27 protein-coding genes are annotated in these 26337 nt (G+C 43.2%); 9 read left to right on the top strand and 18 right to left on the bottom strand.

Going from position 1 to position 26337, the window contains the following annotated elements; translation table 11 throughout:
• Nucleotide 1: 1 nt before the first annotated feature.
• Genes CKW02_RS18565 through CKW02_RS18580 form a run of 4 tightly spaced genes read right to left on the bottom strand, consistent with a single transcriptional unit; the run spans nt 2 to nt 4263 of the window.
• Nucleotides 2-877, bottom strand: coding sequence for a GNAT family N-acetyltransferase (locus tag CKW02_RS18565; RefSeq protein WP_003215248.1), 876 nt, complete (start codon nt 875-877; stop codon nt 2-4).
• Nucleotides 874-2052: a DegT/DnrJ/EryC1/StrS family aminotransferase gene (locus CKW02_RS18570; RefSeq protein WP_095117909.1), complete on the bottom strand. Its 1179-nt coding sequence runs from the start codon at nt 2050-2052 to the stop codon at nt 874-876. The genes CKW02_RS18565 and CKW02_RS18570 overlap by 4 nt, the downstream gene beginning before the upstream one ends.
• 21 nt (nt 2053-2073) lie before the next feature.
• A complete protein-coding gene (locus CKW02_RS18575) occupies nt 2074-3486 on the bottom strand; it encodes a capsular polysaccharide export protein, LipB/KpsS family (protein WP_003214910.1) in 1413 nt (470 codons plus the stop codon).
• A 6-nt stretch (nt 3487-3492) separates the two neighbouring features.
• The gene (locus tag CKW02_RS18580) at nt 3493-4263 is read right to left on the bottom strand and encodes a glycosyltransferase family 2 protein (RefSeq protein WP_169901773.1); all 771 of its coding nucleotides are present in this window, start codon (nt 4261-4263) and stop codon (nt 3493-3495) included.
• A gap of 184 nt (nt 4264-4447) precedes the next feature.
• On the opposite strand from CKW02_RS18580, the gene CKW02_RS18585 reads away from it, so the two are divergent.
• The 3 genes from CKW02_RS18585 to CKW02_RS18595 all read left to right on the top strand — a co-directional run bounded on the left by CKW02_RS18585 (nt 4448) and on the right by CKW02_RS18595 (nt 6591).
• Complete coding sequence (locus CKW02_RS18585; RefSeq protein ID WP_231953238.1) at nt 4448-5113, top strand: YIP1 family protein; 666 nt, start codon at nt 4448-4450, stop codon at nt 5111-5113.
• A gap of 185 nt (nt 5114-5298) precedes the next feature.
• A complete protein-coding gene (gene gerQ, locus CKW02_RS18590) occupies nt 5299-5841 on the top strand; it encodes a spore coat protein GerQ (protein ID WP_003215192.1) in 543 nt (180 codons plus the stop codon).
• A gap of 132 nt (nt 5842-5973) precedes the next feature.
• On the top strand, nt 5974-6591 hold the full coding sequence (locus CKW02_RS18595; RefSeq protein ID WP_003215394.1) for a cupin domain-containing protein: 618 nt from the start codon (nt 5974-5976) through the stop codon (nt 6589-6591).
• A 41-nt stretch (nt 6592-6632) separates the two neighbouring features.
• On the opposite strand, the gene CKW02_RS18600 is transcribed toward CKW02_RS18595, so the two are convergent.
• The 3 genes from CKW02_RS18600 to CKW02_RS18610 form a co-directional block, all read right to left on the bottom strand.
• Nucleotides 6633-7004: a DUF423 domain-containing protein gene (locus CKW02_RS18600; RefSeq protein ID WP_003215282.1), complete on the bottom strand. Its 372-nt coding sequence runs from the start codon at nt 7002-7004 to the stop codon at nt 6633-6635.
• A 70-nt stretch (nt 7005-7074) separates the two neighbouring features.
• A complete protein-coding gene (locus tag CKW02_RS18605) occupies nt 7075-8382 on the bottom strand; it encodes a purine/pyrimidine permease (RefSeq protein WP_003214905.1) in 1308 nt (435 codons plus the stop codon).
• Nucleotides 8383-8415: 33 nt separating this feature from the next.
• Nucleotides 8416-8748, bottom strand: coding sequence for a YwdI family protein (locus tag CKW02_RS18610; protein ID WP_003214846.1), 333 nt, complete (start codon nt 8746-8748; stop codon nt 8416-8418).
• A gap of 170 nt (nt 8749-8918) precedes the next feature.
• Here CKW02_RS18610 and CKW02_RS18615 point away from each other — a divergent pair, with 170 nt between their 5' ends.
• A complete protein-coding gene (locus CKW02_RS18615; RefSeq protein ID WP_003214955.1) occupies nt 8919-10277 on the top strand; it encodes an aldehyde dehydrogenase in 1359 nt (452 codons plus the stop codon).
• Between the two features lie 33 nt (nt 10278-10310).
• On the opposite strand, the gene CKW02_RS18620 is transcribed toward CKW02_RS18615, so the two are convergent.
• Together CKW02_RS18620 and CKW02_RS18625 are read right to left on the bottom strand one after the other, a co-directional pair.
• Complete coding sequence (locus tag CKW02_RS18620; protein WP_003215285.1) at nt 10311-10991, bottom strand: uracil-DNA glycosylase; 681 nt, start codon at nt 10989-10991, stop codon at nt 10311-10313.
• The gene (locus CKW02_RS18625; protein WP_003214726.1) at nt 10988-11815 is read right to left on the bottom strand and encodes a glycosyltransferase family 2 protein; all 828 of its coding nucleotides are present in this window, start codon (nt 11813-11815) and stop codon (nt 10988-10990) included. The genes CKW02_RS18620 and CKW02_RS18625 overlap by 4 nt, the downstream gene beginning before the upstream one ends.
• A gap of 128 nt (nt 11816-11943) precedes the next feature.
• Here CKW02_RS18625 and CKW02_RS18630 point away from each other — a divergent pair, with 128 nt between their 5' ends.
• Both CKW02_RS18630 and CKW02_RS18635 read left to right on the top strand, forming a co-directional pair.
• Nucleotides 11944-12249 (top strand): YflT domain-containing protein, encoded by a 306-nt coding sequence (locus tag CKW02_RS18630; RefSeq protein ID WP_003214888.1) that lies wholly within the window; start codon nt 11944-11946, stop codon nt 12247-12249.
• Nucleotides 12250-12374: 125 nt separating this feature from the next.
• On the top strand, nt 12375-13184 hold the full coding sequence (locus tag CKW02_RS18635; protein WP_003215038.1) for a bifunctional hydroxymethylpyrimidine kinase/phosphomethylpyrimidine kinase: 810 nt from the start codon (nt 12375-12377) through the stop codon (nt 13182-13184).
• 48 nt (nt 13185-13232) lie between these two features.
• Here CKW02_RS18635 and CKW02_RS18640 read toward each other — a convergent pair whose 3' ends face one another.
• The 6 genes from CKW02_RS18640 to CKW02_RS18665 form a co-directional block, all read right to left on the bottom strand.
• Complete coding sequence (locus CKW02_RS18640) at nt 13233-14306, bottom strand: chitobiase/beta-hexosaminidase C-terminal domain-containing protein (RefSeq protein WP_095117911.1); 1074 nt, start codon at nt 14304-14306, stop codon at nt 13233-13235.
• Nucleotides 14307-14460: 154 nt separating this feature from the next.
• Complete coding sequence (locus tag CKW02_RS18645; RefSeq protein WP_008359596.1) at nt 14461-14715, bottom strand: hypothetical protein; 255 nt, start codon at nt 14713-14715, stop codon at nt 14461-14463.
• 190 nt (nt 14716-14905) lie between these two features.
• Nucleotides 14906-16363, bottom strand: a complete 1458-nt coding sequence (locus tag CKW02_RS18650; protein WP_003215008.1) for a sucrose-6-phosphate hydrolase — start codon at nt 16361-16363, stop codon at nt 14906-14908.
• 19 nt (nt 16364-16382) lie between these two features.
• Entirely contained in the window at nt 16383-17771 is a 1389-nt protein-coding gene (locus tag CKW02_RS18655; protein ID WP_003215414.1) for a sucrose-specific PTS transporter subunit IIBC, read from the bottom strand.
• Between the two features lie 254 nt (nt 17772-18025).
• On the bottom strand, nt 18026-18859 hold the full coding sequence (locus CKW02_RS18660) for a PRD domain-containing protein (protein WP_003214634.1): 834 nt from the start codon (nt 18857-18859) through the stop codon (nt 18026-18028).
• A 52-nt stretch (nt 18860-18911) separates the two neighbouring features.
• Complete coding sequence (locus CKW02_RS18665; protein WP_003215296.1) at nt 18912-19190, bottom strand: hypothetical protein; 279 nt, start codon at nt 19188-19190, stop codon at nt 18912-18914.
• Between the two features lie 500 nt (nt 19191-19690).
• On the opposite strand from CKW02_RS18665, the gene CKW02_RS18670 reads away from it, so the two are divergent.
• Both CKW02_RS18670 and CKW02_RS18675 read left to right on the top strand, forming a co-directional pair.
• Complete coding sequence (locus tag CKW02_RS18670; protein ID WP_003215415.1) at nt 19691-22117, top strand: S8 family peptidase; 2427 nt, start codon at nt 19691-19693, stop codon at nt 22115-22117.
• 80 nt (nt 22118-22197) lie between these two features.
• Entirely contained in the window at nt 22198-22425 is a 228-nt protein-coding gene (locus CKW02_RS18675) for a hypothetical protein (RefSeq protein ID WP_003214732.1), read from the top strand.
• Between the two features lie 15 nt (nt 22426-22440).
• On the opposite strand, the gene CKW02_RS18680 is transcribed toward CKW02_RS18675, so the two are convergent.
• From CKW02_RS18680 to CKW02_RS18690, 3 genes are all read right to left on the bottom strand, one after another.
• Nucleotides 22441-23442, bottom strand: a complete 1002-nt coding sequence (locus tag CKW02_RS18680; RefSeq protein ID WP_003215169.1) for an LLM class flavin-dependent oxidoreductase — start codon at nt 23440-23442, stop codon at nt 22441-22443.
• Between the two features lie 56 nt (nt 23443-23498).
• Nucleotides 23499-24248 (bottom strand): oxygen-insensitive NADPH nitroreductase, encoded by a 750-nt coding sequence (nfsA, locus tag CKW02_RS18685; protein ID WP_003214931.1) that lies wholly within the window; start codon nt 24246-24248, stop codon nt 23499-23501.
• 110 nt (nt 24249-24358) lie between these two features.
• Nucleotides 24359-25570 carry an FtsW/RodA/SpoVE family cell cycle protein gene (locus CKW02_RS18690; protein ID WP_003214578.1) on the bottom strand — a complete coding sequence of 404 codons (1212 nt, stop codon included), beginning with the start codon at nt 25568-25570 and terminating at the stop codon, nt 24359-24361.
• A gap of 474 nt (nt 25571-26044) precedes the next feature.
• On the opposite strand from CKW02_RS18690, the gene CKW02_RS18695 reads away from it, so the two are divergent.
• The gene (locus tag CKW02_RS18695) at nt 26045-26311 is read left to right on the top strand and encodes a spore morphogenesis/germination protein YwcE (RefSeq protein WP_003215279.1); all 267 of its coding nucleotides are present in this window, start codon (nt 26045-26047) and stop codon (nt 26309-26311) included.
• Nucleotides 26312-26337 lie beyond the last annotated feature (26 nt).

Consider the following 26337-nt stretch of genomic DNA (forward strand, 5'->3'; position numbering starts at 1 on the left):
CTTATCTCTCTCCTTTTTTCGGCCATACATGGTAATACAAGAAGGCATTTGTTGTTCTAAATCCCATCTTTTCATACAGCTGAATGGCGGTTGTGTTATGCAGCTGTGTTCCGGCAGAAATAAAACGATGCCCTCTCTCATAAGAGACCTTCATCATCTCAATAAACAGCTTTTTCCCGATCCCTTTTCCTTGTACATCCGGTCTAATCGCAAACAGCTCAAGCGCCAGCTCATCGCCCTTGGTCATCCCTTGTATCAAGCCCACGACTTCATCGTTCACCTTTGCTACGATATTGATATCTGCACGTCCGAGCACATTATTTCTCATCCACTCTTGATAGAAATGCTGGACGACATTCTGGTCTAAAAATGGATCGAGGGCATACCGGCTTTTGACAAAAGCCTGATAAGCGAGTGACACCGCCTCATCGTATTCCTTTTCATCCGGCAGACTGATGACCACATCTTCACCTGTTGATGGCATTTCCATGTGAACAGGTGGCGCTTCAAGACGAGTGAGACCGCCCACATAGTACACATGTGACAGCCTTTGGACGATGCGGTTTTTTTCAACATCCGCCGCTTCAAGACGTAAAAAGAAAAAATCGCATTTTTCTGTTCTCATCCAATTGATGAAGCGCTCCATCAATTCCTGAAAAGCAGATGCTGACTCAGCTTCCGCAAACTTCACATGAAAAATATGCTGATCAAATATGCCGCTTTCCCATTTTGACCAGTCGTATAACAGCACTGCTTTCAGCTGGGCGCCACTGACAAGACCAAACTGTTTGAAGCCTTTCATTTGTTCAATTTGTGGACCGTATTTCTCAATCCAAGCGGACAGCACCTGATCGTCTATTGCATGAACGGCCTTCATGAAGATGCCTTCTGTTCTTTTAAAATAGACAGCACCGCAGTGATGACATCCTGCACATCTTCATCTGTCATGCTTGGATAAAGAGGCAGTGAGAGAGTCCGCTTGTAGTACGCGAGTGACTCAGGGAAATCCTCTGGTGAATAGTGATAGGTTTGTTGATAGTATGGATGCAAATGAACAGGGATAAAGTGAACACTCGTGCCGATTTTATAGTCCTTTTGCAGCTGATCAATCAGCTCATTGCGTGTGATGAATGCTTCTTTCGGGTCCACTTGCAGTACATATAAATGCCATGCATGTCTTCCCTCATGATGGACTGGCGGCAGGATCAGCCCTGCTTCCTTTTGAAATGCTTGATTGTATGCTTTCGCAATTTGTTCTCTCCGTGCCTGCATATCATCTAAACGGCTTAGCTGAACAAGCCCTAACGATGCCTGCACATCAAACATGTTCATTTTATAGCCAGGTTCCTCGACCTCGTAGTACCACGTTCCTTTTTCTCCATAACGATTCCATGCTCCCTTGCTCATCCCATGGAGTGCTAGTCTTCTGATCCGAGCGGCAAGTGCATCATCATTCGTCGTCAGCATGCCGCCTTCTCCGGTCGCTATATTTTTCGTCGCATAAAAACTAAAGGCAGTCGCATCACCAATCGAACCAACGGGCTGACCGTGGTACGTTGTGTAAAGAGCATGAGCGGCATCCTCAAGCACAAATAGATCGTACTTTTTGGCAATGGTTAAAATCCGGTCCATATCGCACGATTGACCAGCAAAATGAACAGGGACAATCGCTTTTGTGTGTGGTGTAATCGCCGCTTCTAGTTTCTCTGCATCGAGGTTGAGTGTCGCTGGGTCAATATCGACAAATACAGGAGCTGCCCCTGTATGAATGATCGTATTGGCTGTTGCGCAGAATGTCAGAGGCGTTGTGATCACCTCATCCCCATTCCCAATCCCTCTTGCTTTTAAGGCTAAAAATAAAGCAGCCGTACATGAATTGACAGCGATCGCATGTTTTGCACCGGTCAGCTGCCGAAACTCTTCTTCAAACTGTCTGACTTTTGGTCCGGTTGACAGCCAGCCGGATTTTAATGTTCCAATGACTTCGTCAATTTCTTCCTGCTCAATCAACGGCAGGGCATAAGGAAGAAATTGTTCTCTCTTTTTTTCCATATCGCTTGCACACCCCTATCCTCATCTCTGAAAATCCACACCTGTTTTTGTTTGAAGCAGAGAAAGCAGAACATCGGTCGATCGCGCATGCGGATAATGTTGTTTAATGAACTCAGCTCCTTGCCTCTTTGCCAGCTTCATTTCTTGATCATCCGACAAAATACGAATGGCTTTCTCAGCCAGTTCAACAGGGTTTTCCATATGATAGCTGCCAAGCGACTCGTAATAAGGGTATCTTCTGCCTTCTGTCATTTTCCCGATCAGCACACTCTTTTCAAACAGCATCGCTTCAAGGCCGACGGTTGATGTGAGCGTAATGACCATATCCATATAAGGCAATAGGTCATACAAGTCGATTTCTTTTTTAATCAATCTCACATGATTTCCTGCTCGTTCAATGGACACATACTCATTTAATCGGTTTCGGGCAATTTCCCACGGATGCGGCTTCATGATCAACTGAATGTCTTTCCGTTTTGCAATCGTTTTAAGCACATCACCATAGAAGGCTTCTGAAAACGGCTGCGTTGCCACAAGCACGGTCTTTTTGGCAGGATTGAAGTTCAATTTTCGAAAGACCATTTCCTGTTGAAGCGGCGTTCGATCCTTCACCAAATCAAACCTCGGATGACCTGTGATCTCCACCTGTTCCGGCTGACAGCCTTTGTGTACATACCAGTCTTTTTCATACTTTCCAAACACCCCGTGGCACGTCGTGAAAATCGGCAAAAAGGCTTCGTCTCCCATCAGTGCGCCGTGCTGAAGACAGATACTCGTGAGCTGGCGTTTCACAGTTTGCAGTGCAAGTACGCGGCTGTAAGCATCCTCCGTTGTCCCCACAATAATGGCTGCAATTGGCTCCATCTGAAATAGCACTTCTGTCTGGTCAATCACATCAATAAATTGCACAATGTCCTTCCGAAGCTTTTCTCTAAAAAAGACATTGCCAAAGACGGGGTGCTTTGCGTAAGGTTTAAGGAGAGCATTTGCTTTCTCAATATATTCAGCATGGGCTTCTTTATTAACCTCTCCTGCTAATTCTGGCTTGCTGATGACCGGTAAACCAAAATAGTCTGCCTTCTTCCAGCGAGCAAGCACCACCGTTTGACTCGGATGGAACCGCGTGTAATTTTGTTCAGTAAAACGCAGATGTTCAAAGTGAAGCAAGACCTTTCCATTCGCCGGACGATAAGCAATACGCTTGATCTGCTGCTTATGTTGATCAAAAAATGGCTGAATCTCTTCCGGCAATGGACAATCGGTTGTCAATTCATGACCGAATGCTTCATCCTCCATACGTTCCCTCACTTCAGGACTGATATATTGATAGAAATTGCTGATCAACCCAAGAGGAATTTGTTGATAGGACAAATCCTTCATGAGATTTACATACTCAAAATACACCTGCCAATAATGATGAATATAGTGCGACACTTTAGGTCACCTCCCATGTCTTTGTTTTAATATATGGCGGAGCTCCCAGCAGGTAGACTGCTCAGGAAGTGCTTGAATAAAGGCACTTTTCTCTTCTTCCGCCAATTGATAGTGAATCGACTGTTCTGTGATGTAATTTGTATCTAACACTTCATCATAGGGATAGAACGGATAAAAATGATTTAATCGAAAAAAGAACCGGGCATCCCCTATTCGATAAAAATGCGGACTCTCGTCCCAGTAAGACCCAAATTCAGCATGAATTTTTGTTAAAATAGAAGCACGATGAACGACCGAGCAATGATCTATGGCACAAGGTGCATTCCATTGCACCGTTTGCGCAGGTCGAATCGTTTCCTTTACTGGCTCTTTATTGCTATTTAAATAGATTACTTTCGATGCAGAATAGACAATATCTTCACCTGATCGAGCATCTAGATAATGTGTGAGCTTCTCTAAACGGTCCGGGGCATAGACATTGTCATCTGTGGCATAGGAAATATACTCGCCCTTTGCTAGTTCTAAAGCTTGATTAATGAGGACGGCGTATCGGGTTTTCGCTGTTCTCTCCTCCAGCGATTTGACACCGCTTTGGATAAAATGAACACGGCGATCTTTGCGAAAGGGCTCAATCGCGGCAAGGGTTTTTTCATTTGAACCATCGTCCATGATAAATAGTTCAAAGTCTGACAGTGTCTGCTGCAAAACCGCTTCAATCGATCTGCCGACGTAAGCCGCCTTGTTGTAGCTCGTCATAATGACAGTTACTTTTGTCAAAGTTTTCACCTCGGTCTCTTTCAAACTATGTTTATCATATGTGTCTCCTCTTAAAGAGACTGTAGAGTGACCTATTTTTTATAAAATTGTATTTTTTTAATGATCTATCTTTGAAAAACGCGAACTTTTTGGTAATATAAGTAATCATTTATGTGTATTAAAGGAGTAAAGAACATTGGAAGCTATGAAGAATGATCACTCCCAACAAGAGGAAGTAAAAGATTTTTTTCGATTTTTCAAAATTTTTGTCGCAACAAAAACGATTATTCGCTCATATCAACATTCCTATATTCCCATTTGGCTGATGATGCTCCTTGCAAGTATCGCTGGTACAGGCTGGGTCTACGAAGGGTATTTTAGCGAGTATATGGGCAATCATATTCCATTTCCTTTTATTTTGTTACAAGGTGCGGGATATGGTATTCTCGCAGGCAATCTCGGTCTATTTTTCGGTGTACTCATCCTAAAGTGGTTAGGGCGTCTTTTTTTCGGCAGTCAAACGGCATATCGAGATGTACTCAAAGCCTTCACGCTGACGACCTTTTTCCCTTCCGCTTTATTTGCACTCAGTTGGATTTGCACGATTGGAATGCTTGGTCCGTATACGTTTGTCAAAATCTCACCCTATTTAGATCAGCATTTTGAGGTATGGTATTATCTCGATCTTTTGACACTGATTGATGCTTATGCAAAGACGTGGATATTTGGAATGACTGTTTTAGGCATTGTCGCTGTGATGAAGCTGAAATTATGGCAAGCCTTCCTCATCGTGATCACACCGCTTGCGGCATGTTTTCTTATCATTACTCTTTTATTTGGTGTCCAGCGCGCTGTAAATTGGATGATGTAAGGCCTGACAAAGAATGCGAGGGTTTGCCCGCGCCTAAGGAACTGCACCACAGTTCCTTTTTTTCGTTCAATGTACATATTCTCCCCTCCTGTCTCATAGTGTGAAAGAGAGAAAGAATGCTATGGAAACAACAGGTGCTCAAGCGCCTTCTGTTTAGAACACCATGAGGAAAGAGGAGGAACGTTATGAAATTGAAAAATCAATTTGGGCAAGGTTCGGGTTTCGAAGGTCAAGATTTTCGCCAGCAACAATATGGAGCAAATCCGTATCCTGCGCAGCAGATGGGTTATTCAGTCCCTCCCCAAACGCAGGGTCAAATGCAAGGACAAATGCAGCAGGGATTTTCACCAATGCCGTCTACTGGTTCTTCACCAGGGGGGCAGGGCACGCAGAGCGGCGGGCAGCCGTATCAAATTCCTTCTGGACCGATTTATCAGCAGAATGTCACTGGTCAACTGCCAATCGAGCAGTCCTATATTGAAAATATTTTACGATTGAACCGCGGCAAGGTAGCCACGATTTATATGACGTTTGAGGCAAGTAAGGAATGGAACTCGAAGATTTTCAGAGGCGTCATTGAAGCTGCAGGACGTGACCACATTATCATTAGTGATAACAAGACAGGAACACGATACTTACTATTAACGATCTATCTTGATTACATTACGTTTGATGGGGAAATTCAATACGACTATCCATACTCCATGTCCACGTATTCTCCGAGGTAGATAACGCACATATCGCAAAAGCAAGGAGCAGGCGCCCTTGCTTTTTTCTTTTGATTAGGTTTTTGTCACACCTCTAGGGCGCTCGTCATAAGATGCCTAGTAGTTTTTATCAAACGCCTAGAGGTGACATTCATGACTGTTGAGCTGGATTATACTTCCCCAAATGTTAAATATTCATACGATCTGAATCAAAGCCCCCTTGTGAAATACGATCAGCATAACCTGATTAACGTTTTAGGAAAAAAACAATTAAACTCGTTGGATCAAGTATCTCTGCTGGATATATATTTGAGTAAAAGCAAAGTCGTAGAGCCTCATTATCATCAAAATGCCGCAGAGCTTGTTTATTGTATAGCCGGTTCTGCTGCCGTCTCGATGCTGAATCCATTTACAAAAAAACTTCACACCTATACCATCACCCCAGGACAGGTAGCAAACGTACCTCAAGGCTGGTGGCACTATGAAGTTGCCCTTCAAGACAGAACTCATTTATTAGCCATTTTCAACGCATCTACGCCAGAAGTGATCCTAGGCTCAGACCTTCTCACCCTCACCCCTGCTCACATCATGGCACATACGTATTGCATGAACGAAACACAGTGGAAACAGGCGACACAGCCGGTGAAGCCAAGTGTATTTATCGGACCATTTTGCCACAGAGAAGAGGAAGCACAAACGAACCCTGTCCCTCCGTCTCACTACATCCCTTATTATCAAGCACCGCCAAACTACGTCCCTTACTGGAATTAAGAAAAAAACCGATGCCCCTCTCAGAGCATCGGTTTTTTAGCTTATAAATTTTTTGCTGCTGCAATGACAAGCATGATCCAAGAAGCAATAAACGCCACTCCGCCAATTGGGGTAATGGCACCTAGAATCTTCACCTGAGTCAATGCTAGGACATAAAGGCTTCCTGAGAAGAAAAGGATACCTGCAAGCATCACCCAGCCAGCGGTTGGGACTAGAGAAACACCTGACAGCTTATCTGCAAGAAAGGCGACAATAAATAGTCCAATCGCATGGAACATCTGATATTGAACCCCTTTGTTCCAAATCTCTATATACTTTTCAGGGATTTTCCCTTCAAGACCGTGCGCACCGAAGGCTCCGAGTCCAACAGCTAGCATCGCATTAATCGCACCTAAAATGAAAAATAGTTTCATTCGTCATTCTCCTTATCTCGTCAATTATATTTATCATAGCGCGGGTGACAGACGATATTCAACTTTCCCTTTACGTTGACACGAGATTGTCGGATTTCTTTTTCTTTCGTAACAGAACTTGATCGACCGCGATCGCAATGAGTGTACCTAGAACAAGTCCATTGCTTAATAATGAAATGAGCACAGGATGCATGCCTTTCAAGGCTTCCTGCGGTACAAACATCGCCCCTACACCTGCTAAAACGGCAATCCCTAGGACAAAGCGAATCCGCGGAATTTCTTCTTTCTCATACTGATCAAACTCAGACATCGCAATTCCAATCATCGAGGAGAACACCACAAAGTTTACAGCAAGCCCCACAGGTGATGGCAATGCGGAGAAAAAGCTCATGAGCAGCGGGAATAAACTAATGAGTACAATGAGCAGACTTCCTATGAAAAATGGCTTTCTCGATGGAATTTTCGTTGTCTGGATAAATCCTGCTGCCCCGGAAATAGGTACAGGCGCAATCGCTCCGATCAATCCGCTCAGTAAGTGACCAAATGCTGCGACAAAACCAGCCGGACGAGCTCTCTTCCGCTCACGCAGTTCACCAAATGCCTTCACTGAACTTTCCACAATTCGAATACTTGCCAGCATGTTCACAATGAGTAATATGGTAATGAAAAAGGACGTGACAAGCAATCCACTGTCAAAGACTGGCATGCCGAATGGGAAAAGCTTCGGAAACTCGATGATTTTTTCTGGAATTCGAACCGGCTTTGCCAACCCGAGTAAAGCGAATAACAACCAGCCTCCTGCAAGGGCAAACAACACAGAAAACTGTCTTAAGTAATGCCATTTTGAGCGGCTGATCATGAAGGTCAGGATAATAATGAAGATTGATAAGCAAAAGACAAGCCCATCCACCTGATTTCCCCTATAGCCGATGCCCATCAGCCCTTTCATGATCGGCTGACTTAACTGGACAACTAATAATAGCAAGTAAATGCCTGTGACGACTGGCGTAAATAAAGACGCGAGCCAATTAATGATTTTAAATAAACTAAAAATAAAAAAGAAAGCGGCACTAAAAATTAAAGCCCCTTGTAGTGCTTGCAGAGTTTCAGGATACGTCGCAAAGATGGTTCCTGTCATACCTGCATAAAGGGTATACACACCCCACCAAAGCCCCGCTGGACTTTCATTGATTGGCAGCATATGGCCGCATAAACACTGAACCATCGCCACAAGACCAAGTGAAAAGAATGTACTTTGAATCAGCTCCGCTGACTGCACTTGGTTCAATTCAAATGCTTGTGCAATCGCAATTGGTACAGCAATAGAAGCTGCGATAAAAAATGCCATCCACTGAATGGCGCCCAAAAATAGTTTCAAACCGATCACCTTCCCTTTATCGTGACAAGACCATTAAAAATCAAAGATAGAGTCGCCGTTCCCATCCTTCTCTTTTTGCACCTCTTCTTGATGCTGAAATTTCTTCGCACCACTCGCACCCATCAGTTTCTCAAGCATGGCTTGATCTGAGGATACGGGCGGCGCGGGCGGTGTCTGTATCGAAGAAGGTGGCGAGATAACCGGCGTTTGCGGCATTTGCACCTGTGATGGTGCATCGAGAATGACATCACATAGTGAAGAAATCGCCGCCACTTGGCGTTTCACCTCTTCATCATTTTCACTTTGTTTCGCCTTTTGAACCGCTTCCTCCATTTTTTGAAGCAGGCTTGATATATGAATATTCAAGGGTAGACCCTCCAATCTAAAAAAGTCTCTTTTCAACATTATTTTACCAAATGAACAAACGAAATGGGTTCATTTTTTCAAAGCAGTCTGCTCCCGCCTCTCTTATTTGACCCGACATAGCCCTTCACACATAATAAAGGAAACAACATCGTTTATGAAAGGATTGAATAATGGACAAACTCACTACTCTTTTTCAGAAACAAAAAGTCTTTCAAAAGCCGCCGGTGGAAGAACGCATCCGTCTTCTTAAAGACTTAAAAGCAGCCATCAAACAGCATGAGAAGGATATTTTACAAGCCTTGGCCCATGATTTACATAAATCCGAACAGGAGGCCTACACAACAGAGATCGGGATGGTGTATGAGGAAATCAATCATACCATCAAGCACCTCCACAAATGGGCAAAGCCAACACGCGTGAAAACGCCCCTCACTCATATCGGGTCGAAAAGCATGATTATGAAGGAACCTTATGGCAATGTGCTCATCATTGCCCCTTGGAACTATCCTTTCCAATTGGCCCTTTCTCCATTAGTTGGTGCCATTGCTGCGGGTAATGCCGTTATTTTAAAACCGTCTGAGCTGACGCCGCAAGTTTCAGAAGTAATCAGTGCAATGGTCGAACCTGTATTTCAAGAAGACCATGTAGCTGTCGTAGAAGGCGGTGTAGATGTGAGTACAGAGCTGTTGAAACTGCCCTTTGATTATATCTTCTTTACAGGAAGTGTGGCAGTTGGCAAAGTCGTCATGGAAGCCGCCGCAAAGCATTTGACCCCTGTCACACTTGAGCTTGGCGGAAAAAGCCCTTGCATCGTCACGCCTGATGCAGATATCAAATTAGCGGCAAAGCGAATCACGTTCGGCAAATTTACCAATGCTGGCCAAACGTGTATTGCACCAGACTATTTGCTTGTTCATGAATCCATTAAAGACGATCTTTTGCGGGAAATGACAGCCTGTATCCGTGACTTTTATGGCGAACAACCGGAAACACATCCGCACTTTGGGAAAAATGTCAGCCAGCGTCATTTTGACAGGCTCTCACAATTTCTCTCAAATGGAACGATCGTTACAGGTGGACAGCGCAACGAAAACGAGCTCAAAATTGCACCAACCATATTAGACCACATCACATGGGAAGATCCTGTCATGCAGGAGGAAATTTTCGGACCGATTCTGCCTGTCATGACCTTCGATTCTCTGCACGAGGCAGCTCATATGATCAAAACAAGACCGAAGCCGCTTGCGCTTTACTTATTTACAACAAGTAAAGAAACAGAAGCCTATATTCTAGACCATCTCTCATTTGGCGGAGGATGTATCAATGACACGCTCATGCATGTCGCTACTCCTTACCTGCCATTCGGAGGCGTGGGTGAAAGCGGCATGGGACGATATCACGGGAAAGAAAGCTTCTTTACGTTTACGCATGAAAAAAGCGTCCTGCGCCAAACCAATCGCTTCGATTTTTCCTTCCGTTATCCAAATGCGAAAAACGGACTCGACTTGGTTCGTAAATTTTTAAAATAAACAGGACGAAGGGTCTCTCCCCTCGTCCTCTTTTTACTCAATATCTTGGATACACCAGTTGATTTCTTCGATCCCCATTTGCTTTAAATACGCGTTTACCTTTGAAAACGGACGACTGCCAAAAAAGCCGTTTCTTGCAGAAAAAGGACTTGGATGAGGTGACTCAATGATGTAATGCTTGTTTTGATCAATGCGTTCTTTCTTATTTTGAGCATGTCTTCCCCACAGCACAAAAACGACGGGCTGATCACGTTCATTCAGCACATCAATCACGCGGTCTGTCACACGTTCCCAGCCTTTGCCTTTATGCGAGTTCGCCTCGCCCTTTCTCACGGTTAGCACAGTGTTTAAGAGCAGCACACCTTGCTCTGCCCAGCTCACAAGTGAGCCGTGATTTGGAACAGGACAGCCAAGATCATCCTTTAGCTCCTGAAAAATATTTCTCAACGATGGCGGATGCTTCACACCAGGCTGAACAGAAAAGCTTAATCCATGTGCCTGACCTGGACCATGATAAGGGTCTTGTCCCAAAATCACCACTTTGACCGCTTCATATGACGTCAAATGAAGCGCACGATAAACGTCATCTGGTTTCGGAAAAACGATCTGCGTGCGATATTCTTCCTTCATCCATTCACGTAATTCCTGATAATATGGCTGTTCAAATTCACTTTTCATCACAGCCCACCAGCTATCATTTAAAAATGGCTTCATTGGGGTTCTCCTCCTTGTGTCTGCTGCGTTAGTCTTGAGATCATCGGTTTTCCATCCCACACAATCTCACTCTCTGATTCTCGTTTTTTCATTGCTGGTTCTTCTAATAAGACAGCAAAGTTCGCTGTCGGAAGGTCACCCAGCCCATGCTTTTCACTTAGATCATCTAAGTAGTTCTTCCTTGTCTCACCAAGATCACTAGACTGATTCCCTCCGCCGTCAAAAAACGCATAGATCACGCTGGCAGCTGGCACTCGTTTGATCCGGGCATGCTGTGATACACGCAAAAAGAAGTCCCAGTCCCAATAATGATGCATCGCTGGATCAAAATAGCCAATCTCATCGTGTATACAGCGTTTATACATACTGCCGGAAGGAACATATGTAGAAAAGACACGCATATCCTCAATAGCAGCTGTATACGCAAACAAACGTCTTGACACCGGGAAGCGGGTCGCGCCTTTTTCTTCAAATGACACAATTTCTGCATCAGAAAAGACAAAATCGGCGTCCTCCAGCGCCTTACTCATACGTTCAATATGACAAGGTGTAAAGTAATCATCGTCGTCACTCAGCATGATGACATCGCCAGTCAGCTCCCGCACCCCCACGTTTCTAGCATTCACATGCTGGACGTTCTCATCTAAATGGATCAAGCGGATCGGAAGTTCGGGGTAGAGTTCCTGAATGATCTCGACGCGCTCTCCTGCATCATTCACAACCACAATTTCAAAAGGCTGTACGGTTTGTCTCGTAATAGATTCAAGCAGCTCACACAGTGCGCTGAGCCGGTTATGTGTCACAATTAATAAGGAAATCTTCATATTCAGCTAACTCCTTTAATAGATTCGTCTTTTTCCATTAAAACATAAAATGACGTTCTTCTCATGATATAAAAGGCGGTTTGATGTGACGGGAAAATGGGAATTTTCGATGGAAAGGAGTGATCACGATGGAATATTTCACAGTAGAAAATAGCAAAGAAGCGAAGCAGACCATTGAACAAATACGCTCAGCAAAAGATGATATTTTTGTTTTTGCATACGATCCAGAACGCTCTGATACCGTCACAGAGCATACGAATGCCAAAAGCATGACAGCGGTCGATCAAGGGATTTTAGATCAAATTGCCAATGTCATCCGCACTCGGGATGACGAGCTCATGGCCAAAATGATGTCAGTTGGCGCCGATCAGGAATTAGCTTTAACTCTTTTAGACGAACTGAAAAAGGGGAAATTGGTGATTTGTAAAAGGTAAGGGGAAAGGCGTTCTTCCTAGGGTAGAACGCTTTTTTATGTCGTTTCATTGTGATAAATGGAAAAGCTGATTATAATAAGGATAGAACAGTAACTGTTACACATCACATTGGAGGTTCAGCAACTATGTCTATGAATAAAGCACTCACCATCGCAGGCTCGGATTCAAGCGGCGGTGCAGGTATCCAAGCAGATTTAAAAACGTTTCAAGAAAAAAACGTCTACGGGATGACAGCTTTAACCGTTGTCGTTGCAATGGACCCTCATAACCATTGGGATCATCAGGTGTTTCCAATTGATACGGCGACGATTCGTGCGCAGCTCTCTACCATTGTAGAAGGTATTGGGGTAGATGCGCTGAAAACGGGTATGCTCCCAACGGTCGACGTGATCGAACTTGCAGCTGACACCATCAAAACATACGACCTAAAAAATGTCGTCATTGATCCTGTTATGGTTTGTAAGGGTGCGAACGAAGTCCTTTATCCAGAGCACGCGGAAGCACTGCGCGAAAAGCTTACGCCACTGGCAACCGTCATCACGCCTAACCTTTTCGAAGCAGGTCAATTAAGCGGAATCGGTGAGATCAAAACGATCGAACAAATGGAAGAAGCAGCAAAACGCATTCACGAACTTGGTGCCAAGTATGTGGTCATCACTGGAGGCGGTAAGCTAAGCGCAGATAAAGCGATCGATTTGCTTTATGATGGACAAACCTTCGAACGACTTGAAACAGAGAAGATCGACACAGAATACACACACGGCGCAGGCTGCACATTCTCAGCAGCAGTCACAGCTGAACTGGCAAACGGCTCAGACGTGAAAGAAGCCATTTATGCAGCAAAAGAATTCATCACAGCTGCCATCAAAGGCTCTTTCCAACTAAACGAATACATCGGACCAACAAAGCACTCTGCTCATCGTTTTGACAGATAAAACAGAAAAAACCCGATTCGCCTTGTTAGAAGGTGAATCGGGTTTTGTTTATCGAAAGCTGCGTCTCTGTGCAAACAGCCAATCTGTTAAGCCTGGTGTCTCATAAGCAGGCGTCCATGATGCATGGTCATATCCATACTTGCTTGCGTACTCCGTATAAAGCGGCTGGCCACCAGCTTTTTGAATAGCTTGAATTGTATTTCTCGCATAGCTGATAGGGATGATGGAATCATCTTCTGCATGAAATGCCCATATTGGCTTGTGTGCTAAAATTCCTGCCTTGCTTGGATCTGCACCCCCCGCAATAGGAATCATCGCTGCAAACAAACGAGGATATGTGATGTTCAACTGGTACGTGCCAAATCCACCTTGTGATAAACCCGTCGCATAAATTCTTTTCTGATCAATCTGATAAGAAGTTAACACATGCTGAAGGACATCATAAGCTTTGTGTAAATCTGGTGAAAATTGAAACACGTTTGTCAGATCGATTTCATTTTGCAAATTTCTTGTTAATGCAAAGCCTCCATCGACAGCATTTCGCGCCTGAGGTGCTAGTACGTACGAAGGATGTTTCTTTTGAACTTCAGGGGAAGCCCATAAAACTGCACCATCATTCGCAAGTAACTGCTTTTGATTGTCTGTTCCCCTCTCCCCGCCTCCATGTAAGAACAGGACTAGAGGATAGGCTTTACCCCTCTTACGGTTTTTTGGAATATACAGCCGATAAGGCATTCCTTGGTATTCGAAAGATAAAAAAGATGATGCAATGTCCTCTCGTGTGACAAAGCGATAATTGTACGTAGACGTGGAAAGGCGGTGGTTTTTCTTGTAAGCGCTTACTTTTAAAGTCGTATCAGTTTCTATATGAATGGGCTTTTTGTATAACTGACTTTGAGTTGTCGGCTGGCTGCCATCTGTTGTGTAATAAAGAGAAGCTTTTTGAACGTGAGAATGCAGAGCTACCTCTTGTGAACGATAATATTGACCAGATGGGACTGAAGCAGTTGATGCAAAATACGACGTATGATTTCGGGCAGAAGAAACGGAAGGAAAAAGAAAACTCATAGAAAATAGGACAATGATAAAGGTGATCAGGCATTTCTTGGTTGTATGGTTCATATCGTTCCTCCTGTACATGCTCAGATGAATTTTTATTTATTATTTATCATGACAATAGAAATGTCAACGCTTTCATTTTAATTTCTGAATCATCTGACCGAAATAAAAGAGTGCACTCGCACGCAAGTACACTCTTTTATCCATAAATGAATACCTACTTTTGCTGATCAGATTCTTTCGCCATTTTTCGAATAAAGGCTTCAATGGATTCAACAAATAAGGCATATTCTTTCATTTGTTTATACGTATCTGACAGCTTCTCTTTTAATTCTTCCTGCTCTAGAGAAGGTTCACCGAGAATAGATTGGACTTGAATGAGCAATTCTTTATATTCTTCACGTTTATCTTCAACATGATCTGCCATTGTCTCCAAGCGTTTTCTAGTCGTCGGCTGCTGTTTTGAATTCAAATAAACAACCCCTTTTTTTGTCCTACCGCATTTGGATAAACGTCAGCCTCAGCTGTATATATTTTAAAATGATACCATAATGCCACTTGATATCCTATATGTAAAACGTCATCAAACCGCTTCCAGCCAACCTTGTATATACATGATATAGCTCCTTAGATACAGGCTGAATTCACTAGAAAAAAGCAGATCATTGACCTGCTTCTCTTTGTAAATGCCATGTTTTTAGTTTAAGATTTGTTTCATTTCTACCACTGATCGAGATTGATTTATTTCCCGGGGAAGGAAAGTAACGAGCAGTCAATACTTCCCGGCCTCCGTTTACAAAAATCTCAATCGACGATGCATCGATAAAGATGTGAAGATCTTGTAATTCCTCTATTGCTACTTCTCGAACTTCTTTTGATCGATCTTCAAATCGATCTCGCTCTAGTGTCAGTTTGCCCTCATCTTTATCATAAATGATACGGGCTGCCGCTCGAATACAGCATTCAAACCCTTTTTGTGTATCAATTTGATCAATGAATAACTCTGCGCTCGTAATATCATCTACAGGAATCGATTGGACGGAGCGTTTGATATGGAAAATATGCTCATGTTCGTTGGTTCTCATCGCCTGAAGCTCAGTGACTGGCTTTTGAATCAGATGTCCGTCATCATCTAAACACAGCTCTCTCGGAATGGTGAGGCAGTGTATCCATTGATACGAAATCGTTGGGTGATGCTCTTCTCCTTGATCAGGCACTCCCATCCATCCGATTAAAAGACGTCTGCCTGATTCGTCTAGAAAGGTTTGCTGCGCATAGAAGTCAAAGCCTCGGTCCAGCTCCTCAAATGCTCCGTGCGTATATTGATAGGTATGGTCATCCAATCTCCCAACAAAATAGCCTGATTGATGTGTATTATGATATTTTAAGCCATCCGGCTTGAGCCCCTGCGGCGACACAATCAATACATCCCGGCCATCTAATTCAAATAGATCTGGACATTCCCACATATAGCCGAAATCCTCTAATCCATTTTTCCCACTGCCTGCAATGATGCCTTGAAACGTCCAATTATCTAAAGTATCAGAGGTAAACAAGACGAGATTCCCTTTCAGGTTCAGGCTTTGTGCACCTAGAACCATGTACCACTGGCCATTTCGCTTCCATACTTTCGGATCACGAAAATGGGCGGTGAATCCATCTGGCAGCGTCGCCACGACACCTTTTTTCTGAAAATGAATGCCATCCTCTGAAACAGCTAAACATTGATACGTCTCGCGGTTCCCTTGTTCATCGCGAACGTTGCCAGTGTACATCACATACATATGTCCATCGTCAATGACTGCACTGCCAGAATAACAGCCGTTTTGATCAAACCAATCACTTGGCGCAAGGGCGGCTTCCTCGTGCTGCCAATTTACTAGATCTGTCGATGTGTAATGGCCCCAAAATTTTGCGCCGTGACCCGTTTCGAATGGCTGCCACTGATAAAAAACGTGGTAAACGCCTTTCCACTGAATCAACCCATTCGGGTCATTTAAAAGACCTACTGGCGGCATTAAATGAAAATGCTGGCGGTACACATCTTTTTTCACCAAATGCTCGTAGTTTCGAATACGTTCTGCTACCTTTTGACGAAGTACTGCGTCAGTTGTTGTCATGACTGTGACCACTCCTTGATTATTTTTCGACTTCTTTTACTTTAAAGATGATGGTAAGAGTAAATGAAACAGCAACAGCGATTAACATACCAATCACATAATTCACCACATTTTGCACACCGAATGGCGCTGCAATCGCAATCATCGGAATCCCCGTTAAACCATAGGCGTTGGCGGCTACCTTTGTGAAGACAACAAATGCCCCGCCTAATGCGCCTCCGATCATCGCGGCAATAAACGGTTTACGATAGCGGAGGTTGACACCGAATATAACAGGCTCGGTAATCCCTAGGAAAGCTGAGAAGGCTGCAGGAAGTGCAATTTCTTTTGTTTTCGCGCGTTTCGCTAAGAAAAAGACTGCCAAGCCTGCCCCGCCTTGCGCTACGTTGGACATCGCCCAAATTGGCAGCAAATAGTTCCGCCCAATATCATTCAGCAGTCCTGCTTCAATCGCATGGAAGCTATGATGAACCCCTGTGAGCACAATGAGAGAGTAGGCTCCTCCGAAAATGAACCCTGCTAAGAAGCCTGCATGATCATAAATAAATGTCAGTGCATTTGAAATTCCTGTACCGAGCATTCTTCCAAGCGGTCCAACAGCAATAAACGTCACAAATCCAGTTGCAATCACCGTCACAAATGGGGTCACAAGTAAATCAATACTGTTCGGAACCACTTTTCTTAAATTCTTTTCAACAAGACACATGATGTACACAGTCAATAACACTGGAATGACTGTTCCTTGGTAACCAAGAAGAGCAATATCAAAATTGAATAAATGCATATACTCTGGTTTCGCATCCGTCAGTCCCCACGGGTTGAGCAGGTTCGGGTGAATCATAATCCCCCCAATAACGGCTCCTAAATACGGATTTCCACCAAACTCTTTCGCTGCACTGACACCAATTAAAATCGGTAAAATGATAAAGGCTGCACTTGAGAACATATCAAGCATTTGGAAGATCGCGGAGCTTGGGTCAGCCCATTTGAAGGCTTTCATCATGCCTAAAAGCCCCATTAATAAACCGCTTGCAACAATGGCTGGAATGATCGGTACAAAAATATTTGACAACGTCTTTGCAAAACGTGCAAGTGGATTCATTTTTTGTTTCACTGCTTCATCATGGCTGACAGGTTTTTCTTTCTCGTCGTCTGTCTCAAGGCCGGTCTCACGAGCAAATGGTTCATATACTTTGTTGACCGCTCCCGTTCCAAAAATGATTTGGAATTGCCCCGAGCTTGAGAAAGCCCCCTTTACCCCTTCAAGTTCCTCAATGGCATCTTTGTCAATCAGTTCCTCATCTTTCATCACCAATCTGAGTCTTGTTGCACAATGCGTGGCACTGATGACATTTTTCTTGCCGCCTAATAGTTCTGTTAATTCTTTGGCTGTTTTTTGATAATCCATGTTGTCTCCTCCTTTTTTAAAACAAAAAAGACCTAAAATTCACTAACGATAAAAGGACATACACGTCCCCTCGTTACGCAAATTTTAGGTCTTGCCTGCCTGACAGTCACAATCCCGCGATATCAAGTTTTGATTACGCTTTCATCATAGTATAAGAGCGTGACGTGCGTCAACCTCTTTTTTCGAATCTATTGACCCATATACACTATTTAAAGTAGTGTGCATAAAAAAAAGCCTGCATGCAGGCACAACCACTAAACCAATTCGGCATCCTGCAGACGCTGGACATGCAGCGTGATGTAGCCGATCTCCGATTCAGGGAGATGAAGTTCATATTCATTTTTTAACAATTCAGCGAGTCCACGTGCACACTGGTAAGCCAAATCATACTTTGTTTGGATAAAACTCAGCATGTCATCGTCCATGATTTGAAATGCCTCATTTGATTCCAACCTGCCTAATGCATACCTCAAATGTGTCACAAGTCGCTGATAGGAAATACTATCCTCATCAATTGAATGCTGAAAATAGCTTTCTATATGCTCGATCATTTCTTTGATCATCGTTGTATATTTCACGGTTTTTTTCATGGACTCCGTATTCATTTTGGCCGTATGAATATGGAGTGCCACATACCCTGCCTCATCGTCCGGCAGTTCAACCCCAAGCCGATCCTTTACATAACGAATGGCATACTTTCCAATTTCATATTCCTGCTTATATAAGACTTTGATCTCACCAAGCAATTTATTATATAGCACAATGCCCTTTTGAATGCGCTCAATGGCAAAGGATAAATGGTCAGTCAGTGATATGTGGATATGATCACTAAGTGGCATCATCAGTTCACCCTCTGCATAACTGATGATATGCTCTGCCACCTCAATATGAACTTCGGGCAATGTCGCAAGAATTTGTTTGAATTTCTCATTTTCTTCACGCACAACAAAGATTTTCTCTATTTTTTGAACGGGAACGACGTCATTTTTCCCCTTCTGAAAAGCAATTCCGGGCCCCATCACAATTTTCTCCTGATCACCCTCCTTTACAATCACTGCATTGTTATTCAATATCTTATATATCTTCAAGGGGTATCCTCTCCCACTAGATAACGTTTCTTATGTGGGATTTTACCCTGTTTCATCTCCCATGTAAAGGTAAGAGCGGACCAGCACGCGCCTCTCTCGTCGTCTTCTCATCAAGCATCATCAGACTTTGCTTAAACAGTTTCTCTAACCTGCGCTTCTTGTTCTTTTCTTCTGCCAGCTTCTCTAGCTCTCTCTCTTTCACGACTTGAAAGAAACGATCATCCACCGCAGCCGCCTGAAAACGTTGCTGCTTCATCATCACACCAGGATTCACAAGCACATTCATCATGAAACCAAACCATACACTCAACCAGTTTTTGAATTTCCTCACTGAACATCCCTCCGCTTTTCTTAGAATCTAGCAGTTCTAGCAAAACAACTGCTCCTATCATATCCCGAGAAAAAAGAGAGGTTTGTCACAATCTGGGTGAAAAAACAAACTAGTTTTCAGAAGTTTTGTTGAAAAGTGCAGAAGATCATTATTTACGAGGATGTTTGAATAAAAATTTTATACACACTATATCCAAAAGATAAGCACACCTTATCAACAGGGTTTATCCACATATCAACACCCCATTACTAGATTTTGTGTATGAGATTTTTTTGTTTTCCATATATATATCTAAATAATTGAGTTATCAACAGGAGTTTGTGCATAAGTGAGACTTTATAAACAAAATAGTTCTTTGTAACTATGTAAAATAAGACCATTTTAGTAAAGGAATTGTTTTCATCGTATTGAATACTTAATAACGGGCAGTGAATCTTTCCTATTTATCCACAAAAAGAAAGGCTATCTCCCTAAAAACACAGCTAGAAAGGGGAAAATTAATGAAAAAGGTCATCTCTCGTTCTTCTGTTCTATTGTTCTCCACTATTTTTATTTTATCCACATTCTTTACAGGTCAACAGGCTAGTGCCGCTCCATCAAACAAACAGGTGGAACTGGAAAAAGCAGAAATCTTCGGTGAAATCAATGTCAATTCTAGAAAACACACCACTGTCATTGTTGAATTAAAGGAAAAATCCTTAGTTGAAGCAAAGCAAGAAGGCAAAGCTCAAACAAAGGCCTCCCTCAAAAAATCTCGAACAAAAGTAAAAAATGAAGCACTCAAAGAAATTGATAAAGCGAGTGTTCGTCAAGAATACGAAAAAGTCTTCTCTGGTTTCTCTATGAAACTTCCTGCAAACGAAATTCCGAAGCTGCTCGCAGTTGACGGAGTAAAAGCCGTTTATCCGGATGTTACATATCAAACAGATGAAGTGAAAAAAGAAAGCATCCAGCTTCCAAACGAAGATGTCTCCCCCCTTATGGATAAAAGCGCTCCATTTATCGGTGCCCCAAAAGCTTGGGATGCCGGCTACTCTGGAAAAGGGGTAAAAGTCGCTGTCATTGATACTGGAGTAGACTATACCCACCCTGATTTAAAAGGAAACTTCGGTTTATACAAAGGCTATGATTTTGTTGATAATGATTATTCTCCGCAAGAGACACCTAAAGGAGACCCTAGAGGTGAATCGACAGACCATGGCACACACGTCGCAGGAACAATTGCTGCCAATGGACAAATTAAAGGTGTCGCAAAGGATGCCTCACTTCTTGCGTACCGTGTACTTGGACCAGGCGGTTCTGGGACGACTGAAAACGTCCTTGCAGGCATCGACCGTGCTGTTACTGATGGAGCAGATGTCATGAACCTCTCTCTCGGAAATAGTGTGAATAATCCTGATTATGCTACAAGCATCGCACTCGATTGGGCCATGTCTGAAGGCGTTGTCGCTGTCACATCAAATGGAAACAGCGGTCCGAACAGCTGGACAGTCGGATCTCCCGGCACGTCAAGAGATGCAATATCTGTCGGAGCAACTCAGCTTCCGTACAGCCTTTACAATGTGAAATTCCCGAACTATTCTACTGCAAAAGTGATGGGCTACTACCAAGAGAGTGATTTAAAAGCACTTGACCAAAAACAAGTCACACTCGTCCATGCAGGTATCGGTGACGAAAAAGCGTTTGAAGACATCGACGTGAAAGGAAAGGTTGCCGTGATCGAACGAGGAGCCATTGCCTTTGTTGATAAAGTCGACAATGCAAAAGCTGCTGGTGCAATCGGCGTTGTGATGTATAACAACACCGATGGAGAAATCCCTGTCGATGTACCGGGTCTTGCTCTTCCTACGATTAAGCTTTCAAAAGCTGAAGGAACGGCGCTTGTCAAAGCCATTGAGGCTGGAAACAATACAACGACTTTCTCCATTCAATTTGTCAAAGAACTTAGTGAGCAAGTCGCTGACTTCTCCTCTCGTGGACCAGTTGTGGATACGTGGATGATTAAACCTGATTTATCAGCGCCAGGCGTCAGCATTGTGAGTACAATCCCAACGCATGATCCTTCTCAACCTTACGGATATGGCTCAAAGCAAGGGACAAGCATGGCTTCACCGCATGTGGCAGGGGTTGCAGCGATCATGAAGCAAGCAAAACCATCTTACTCAACAGAACAAATCAAAGCATTACTCATGAATACAGCAGAAAAACTATTTGACGCAAACGGCAGCCCATTCCCTCACAACACACAAGGGACAGGCAGTGTTCGAATCATTGAATCACTCCAAGCGTCATCTATCGTTTCTGATGCGAGTTATTCTTACGGCACTTTCTTGAAAGAAAAAGGCGTTCAAATCAAAACAAAGAAATTCAAGGTAGAAAACCTTTCAAAAGCACCGAAAACGTATACCATTGATTACAAATTCGATGGCAGCGGCATCAGCACAAATGGAACGAAAAAAATCACTGTCAAAGGGAATTCCACTGGGTCCTTTACTTCCGCGGTACAAGTGAAATATGGTAAAACGAAAAAAGGAACGTACCAAGGCAGCATTACCCTTCGCGAAAATGGCAGAAAGGTCACAGAGATTCCGACTTTATTGATTGTAAAAGAGCCTGATTATCCTCGCGTCACTTCGGTTTCTGTAGAGCCGGATAACCGTGCTGGAAGCTATGTCATTAGCAGCTATCTGCCTGGCGGAGCTGAAAACCTTGCATTCCTCGTCTACTCGACAGATGGAGAGTATTTAGGTGAAGCAGGTGTTTATCAACATGTTGATAAAGGAGAACACCGCGTAAAATGGAATGGCACAATTAATCAAGGTCAAAAGCTCGAATCTGGTGAGTATACAATGCTTGCGTATGCAAGTTTGAAAGGGAAATCCGACACTGTTCAAACGAAGGAACCTTTCGATATTTATCCTGAATAAATGTGAATCACAAGAAAAGCCTTGTATGAGTGGATCGCTCATCAAGGCTTTTCGATCATATATGGAGGAAAGAGAGATTGATGTTGATATTGCTATGGATCGTTTCTTTTTTTATTGCTTTTTTTCTAACGATCACCTTGGTGTATTTTTTCACCCTTTTATATGCGAACCATCCTCGTCCTTTTCATCAAGCATGCGAGCTGACGGTCTATGTGTCCTTCATTTACCCGCTTAGTTTGCTGGTGACAGCCGCGTTTATTTTCATCATGATGCTCCTCTTCCCTATCTACCGGCTGCGTGGACGGTAAACAGACATACATACGTTATGCATCAAAGGCTTCTTTTAATAAACGATAAGATGTGAGCCGGTCTTGCATGCGGTGAGTGATGGTCACGGCGATCACTTCATCTGTACGATAAGCCTTCGTTAGTGCCGTCAGCTGTTTTTTCACAGAAGATGGCGTTCCAACCACCATCCTTTGACGATTGGCAGCCACTCGTTTTTGTTCATATGGACTATAGGAATAAGCCTGTGCCTTTTCATATGAAGGAAAGCCCCCGAGGTTTTGCCCCTGTTCATTGGCAAGTAAGGATAAATCTAAGCTGACTGCCAGTTTTTCTGCCTGTTCCTCTGTTTCAGCACATAAAACGAAGACCGCCAGACTAACGCGCGGCTCATCACCGAATGCTGAAGGTTCGAACCGGTTGATATATTGCTCCACAGAATCTTCTCCGCCTTCGCCATTGATAAATAGAGCAAACGTATAGCCTGCACCTGCTTTCGCCGCAAGTCTTGCACTTCCTCCAGAGGAACCAAGCATCCATACTTCTGGTGCAGTCTCTACCTTCGGAGAAGCGGTTAAATGAGGCAGTGGATAAAATTCATCTGCTAGGTCGTGTAAATAGACCTTCAGCTCTTCTACCTGCTCAGGATATTGATCACCTAGACGTTTTCGTTCACCATGATGAAGAGCTATGGAGGAAATGGGCATACCACCAGGAGCACGTCCAATCCCAAGATCAATTCTGCCAGGAGCGAGTGCTTCAAGAACCCTGAAGTTCTCTGCTACTTTATAGGCACTGTAGTGGGGCAGCATCACACCGCCTGAGCCAATACGTATATGTGACGTAACGGCTGATAGATGACCGAGAAGCACCTCTGGGCTCGATCCTGCAAGCCGGTTTGAAAAGTGATGCTCTGATACCCAAAAACGGTGATAGCCCCACTTCTCTGCCTGCTTTGCCAATTCAACCGTTTGCTTTAAGGCTTCAGCAGGTGTTGCATCTCCAATCAAAGGAGATTGATCCAGTATACTTAATTTCATCTTACTGCACCTCTTACAGAAATCCCCCTCTCTCAATCGAAAGGGGGATGTCTTATTTATTTTCGATTAAAGCCCTTCTCTTTCACAAATTCCCCAAGGAAGGCACGCTTTGGCTGACTAAAGCCGCGAAGCATCTGCTTAGACCAAGTATCGGTTCTCTCTCCGTTTGTCCGTTCTTCATAATATGATGAAATACGGTCATCGTATTCTTTTATATAACGATCCACATGTGCTTCATCTTGCTGATATGAATTTTCATGATAAATGAGTTCAACTGGCAGTCGTTCCTTTTGTGACGATTGACTCGCTGGATGTCCGACAACCAGACCAAATAACGGCAGCACATATGATGGCGTTTCAAGCAAATCAGAGACTTCTCTCAGTTGATTACGCAGACCGCCTATATAGCAGATCCCAAGTCCCATTGATTCTGCGGCTATACTCATATTTTGCGCAGCGAGCGCCGTATCAATGACGCTAATGAGAAAGGCTTCCGTATTCTCAAGCGCCTCCTGATGATTCTTCCCTGCTTTTTTTGCAATATCATCATGGCGTTTCAAGTCTGCACAGAAGACAAAGAAATGCCCATTCTTCTCAACGTATGGCTGATTCCCAGCCAGTTCAGCAAGCTTGGCCTTCTTCTCCTGATCTGTCACCCCAATAATACTATACGCCTGTACATAGCTTGATGTCGAAGCAGCCTGTGCACTTTTAATAAGTGTCAGCACCTCTTCTTCGGACAAACGCTCGTCTGTAAACGAACGGATGGACCGATGATTTAATATCGTTTCTATCGTTTTGTTCAATTAGAAGACCTCCTTCACTTCTACTATCATAAGGCAAAGCCATATGGCTTTTCAAAAATTAAAACTCGAATGAAAAAAGACAGTCTATGCTTAGACTGCCCTTACCCGTTTTATTTAAATAAATAACTTTGGTATTTCGTTAATTGAACACTTGCATTATAAGCAATCCCGAATCCAATGAGAACAGATAAAACAGAGCTTCCTCCGAAGCTGATAAATAGGAGCGGAATTCCTGTTACAGGCATCACGCCTATGTTCATCCCAATGTTCTGGAACGTATGGATCACAATAAGTGCTGTATATCCCACACAAAAGAATGACGCGAATCGGCTATAAGGATGGATACGGTCAATCAGCACGACAAGCCGGTAGATCAAGAAGAAGAACATGATCACAACAAACGCACAGCCGATAAAGCCAAAGGCTTCTCCTATAATGGAGAAAATCATATCTGTTTGTGCTTCTGGGACATAGACCTTTAAGTTTTTAACCCCATTCCCAAAAATCTGTCCAGCACCAATAGCCATAATGGCCTGGTCTACTTGGTATTTATCAGACCCCGACGCATCCTGAGTCTGCGCTTGGTTGGTTGACGTTGAACTATCAGGTAGCCAAGCGGTAATCCGGTTAATCTGATACTGCTGAATACCAATTGTTTTCGCAACATCAGGGAAAAGTATGATCACGGCTAACACAGCGGCAACTAAAAGCACAACAACGGAACCGATGAGAGAAATCAGCTTCCAATTGACCCCTGATAAAAACACCATCACAACGACAATAAACATACAGACAGCTGCCGTACCTGCATCCTGTAAGAAAATCAGTCCAACTGGAACAGCTGCCACCCCGGCAATTTTTAATAGAAGGAAGATATCATCTTCTAATGTCCGTTTTCCTCTAGGGCTTGACTTGCCAATAACAGATGCGAGCATCATAATCAAACCAATTTTCATGAACTCTGAGGGCTGAAGTGTTCCAACCCCCGGTATCACAAACCAGCTTTTTGCACCATTTTTAATTGGAGCAAAATCATGACCTCCGATTTGTGCAGGAGCGACTTTCAGAAAGAGTAACAACAGGATGCCGCCTATAAAAATATAGAGACTTAGCTTCTCTAATTGCTCCAAATCAAAGTAATTTATGGCTACGATACATATAACTCCGACCATGTAATAAATAATCTGTCTGGTCCATGCATTAGATCCATACTGCCCAAATTGACCCGCAGCATAAATCGCAATGACACTGATGGCAAAGAAGGCTAAAAATATAAAAATTAAATCCCCTTGATAGTACGGAGATGTATTCTGCTTGTTCATGAACTAACCACCCTTATTACAAAACATAAAAGCCCTTATTTATATTAGATTGAAATTTTCACAAAAGCAACTCACCTTAAATATGACGGAAGATACATCCGAAAGGTTCCAATCATTTTTCAAAAAATGAAATACTTTTCATCCTAACAATAGGAAAAAATTCCTCTATACTCTTTCCATTCAACCGATCACGAGTCCTTTAAAAAGATTATTTTACAGATATTAAGGGGAAAATTCAATGACCTATGTGGCGATATGACAAGCAATTATCAAGTCAGCATAAGTTTTATGGACAGAAAAGGAAAAAACTACTCTACGGAATAAGGCCCATTTTCCAATTATTGAGTTTACTTCAAAGTCAATTGTGGTATAATACTTGTAACAAAATGTTCACAATATCTCCTAAAAACAGACACAATTGCATCCTGACCTCTCATTTGAATTGAACATCAACTTACAAAGGAGTTGGATACGATGGATATGTTCTTTGCGTACCTATGTATTGCAACGGCTACACCCCTGTTTTTATGGCTCGAAAACAGAAAAATTGCACTAGCTTCTATTCCACCCATTATGATTATGTGGATTTTCTTCGGTCTTTACATGACAAGCAGTTTATCTCCAGCAGGACATACCTTCATGATCGCATTCTTTGCCATTAACGTCATTTTGGCACATATTGCAGCGTTCCTCATTTATGGACTTCCATTCATTCGCAAAAGATTCAGTAGCACCAGATAAATAACGCACCACTTATTGGAGACGTT

The organism is Bacillus pumilus (genome assembly GCF_900186955.1).
GTDB lineage: Bacteria > Bacillota > Bacilli > Bacillales > Bacillaceae > Bacillus > Bacillus pumilus.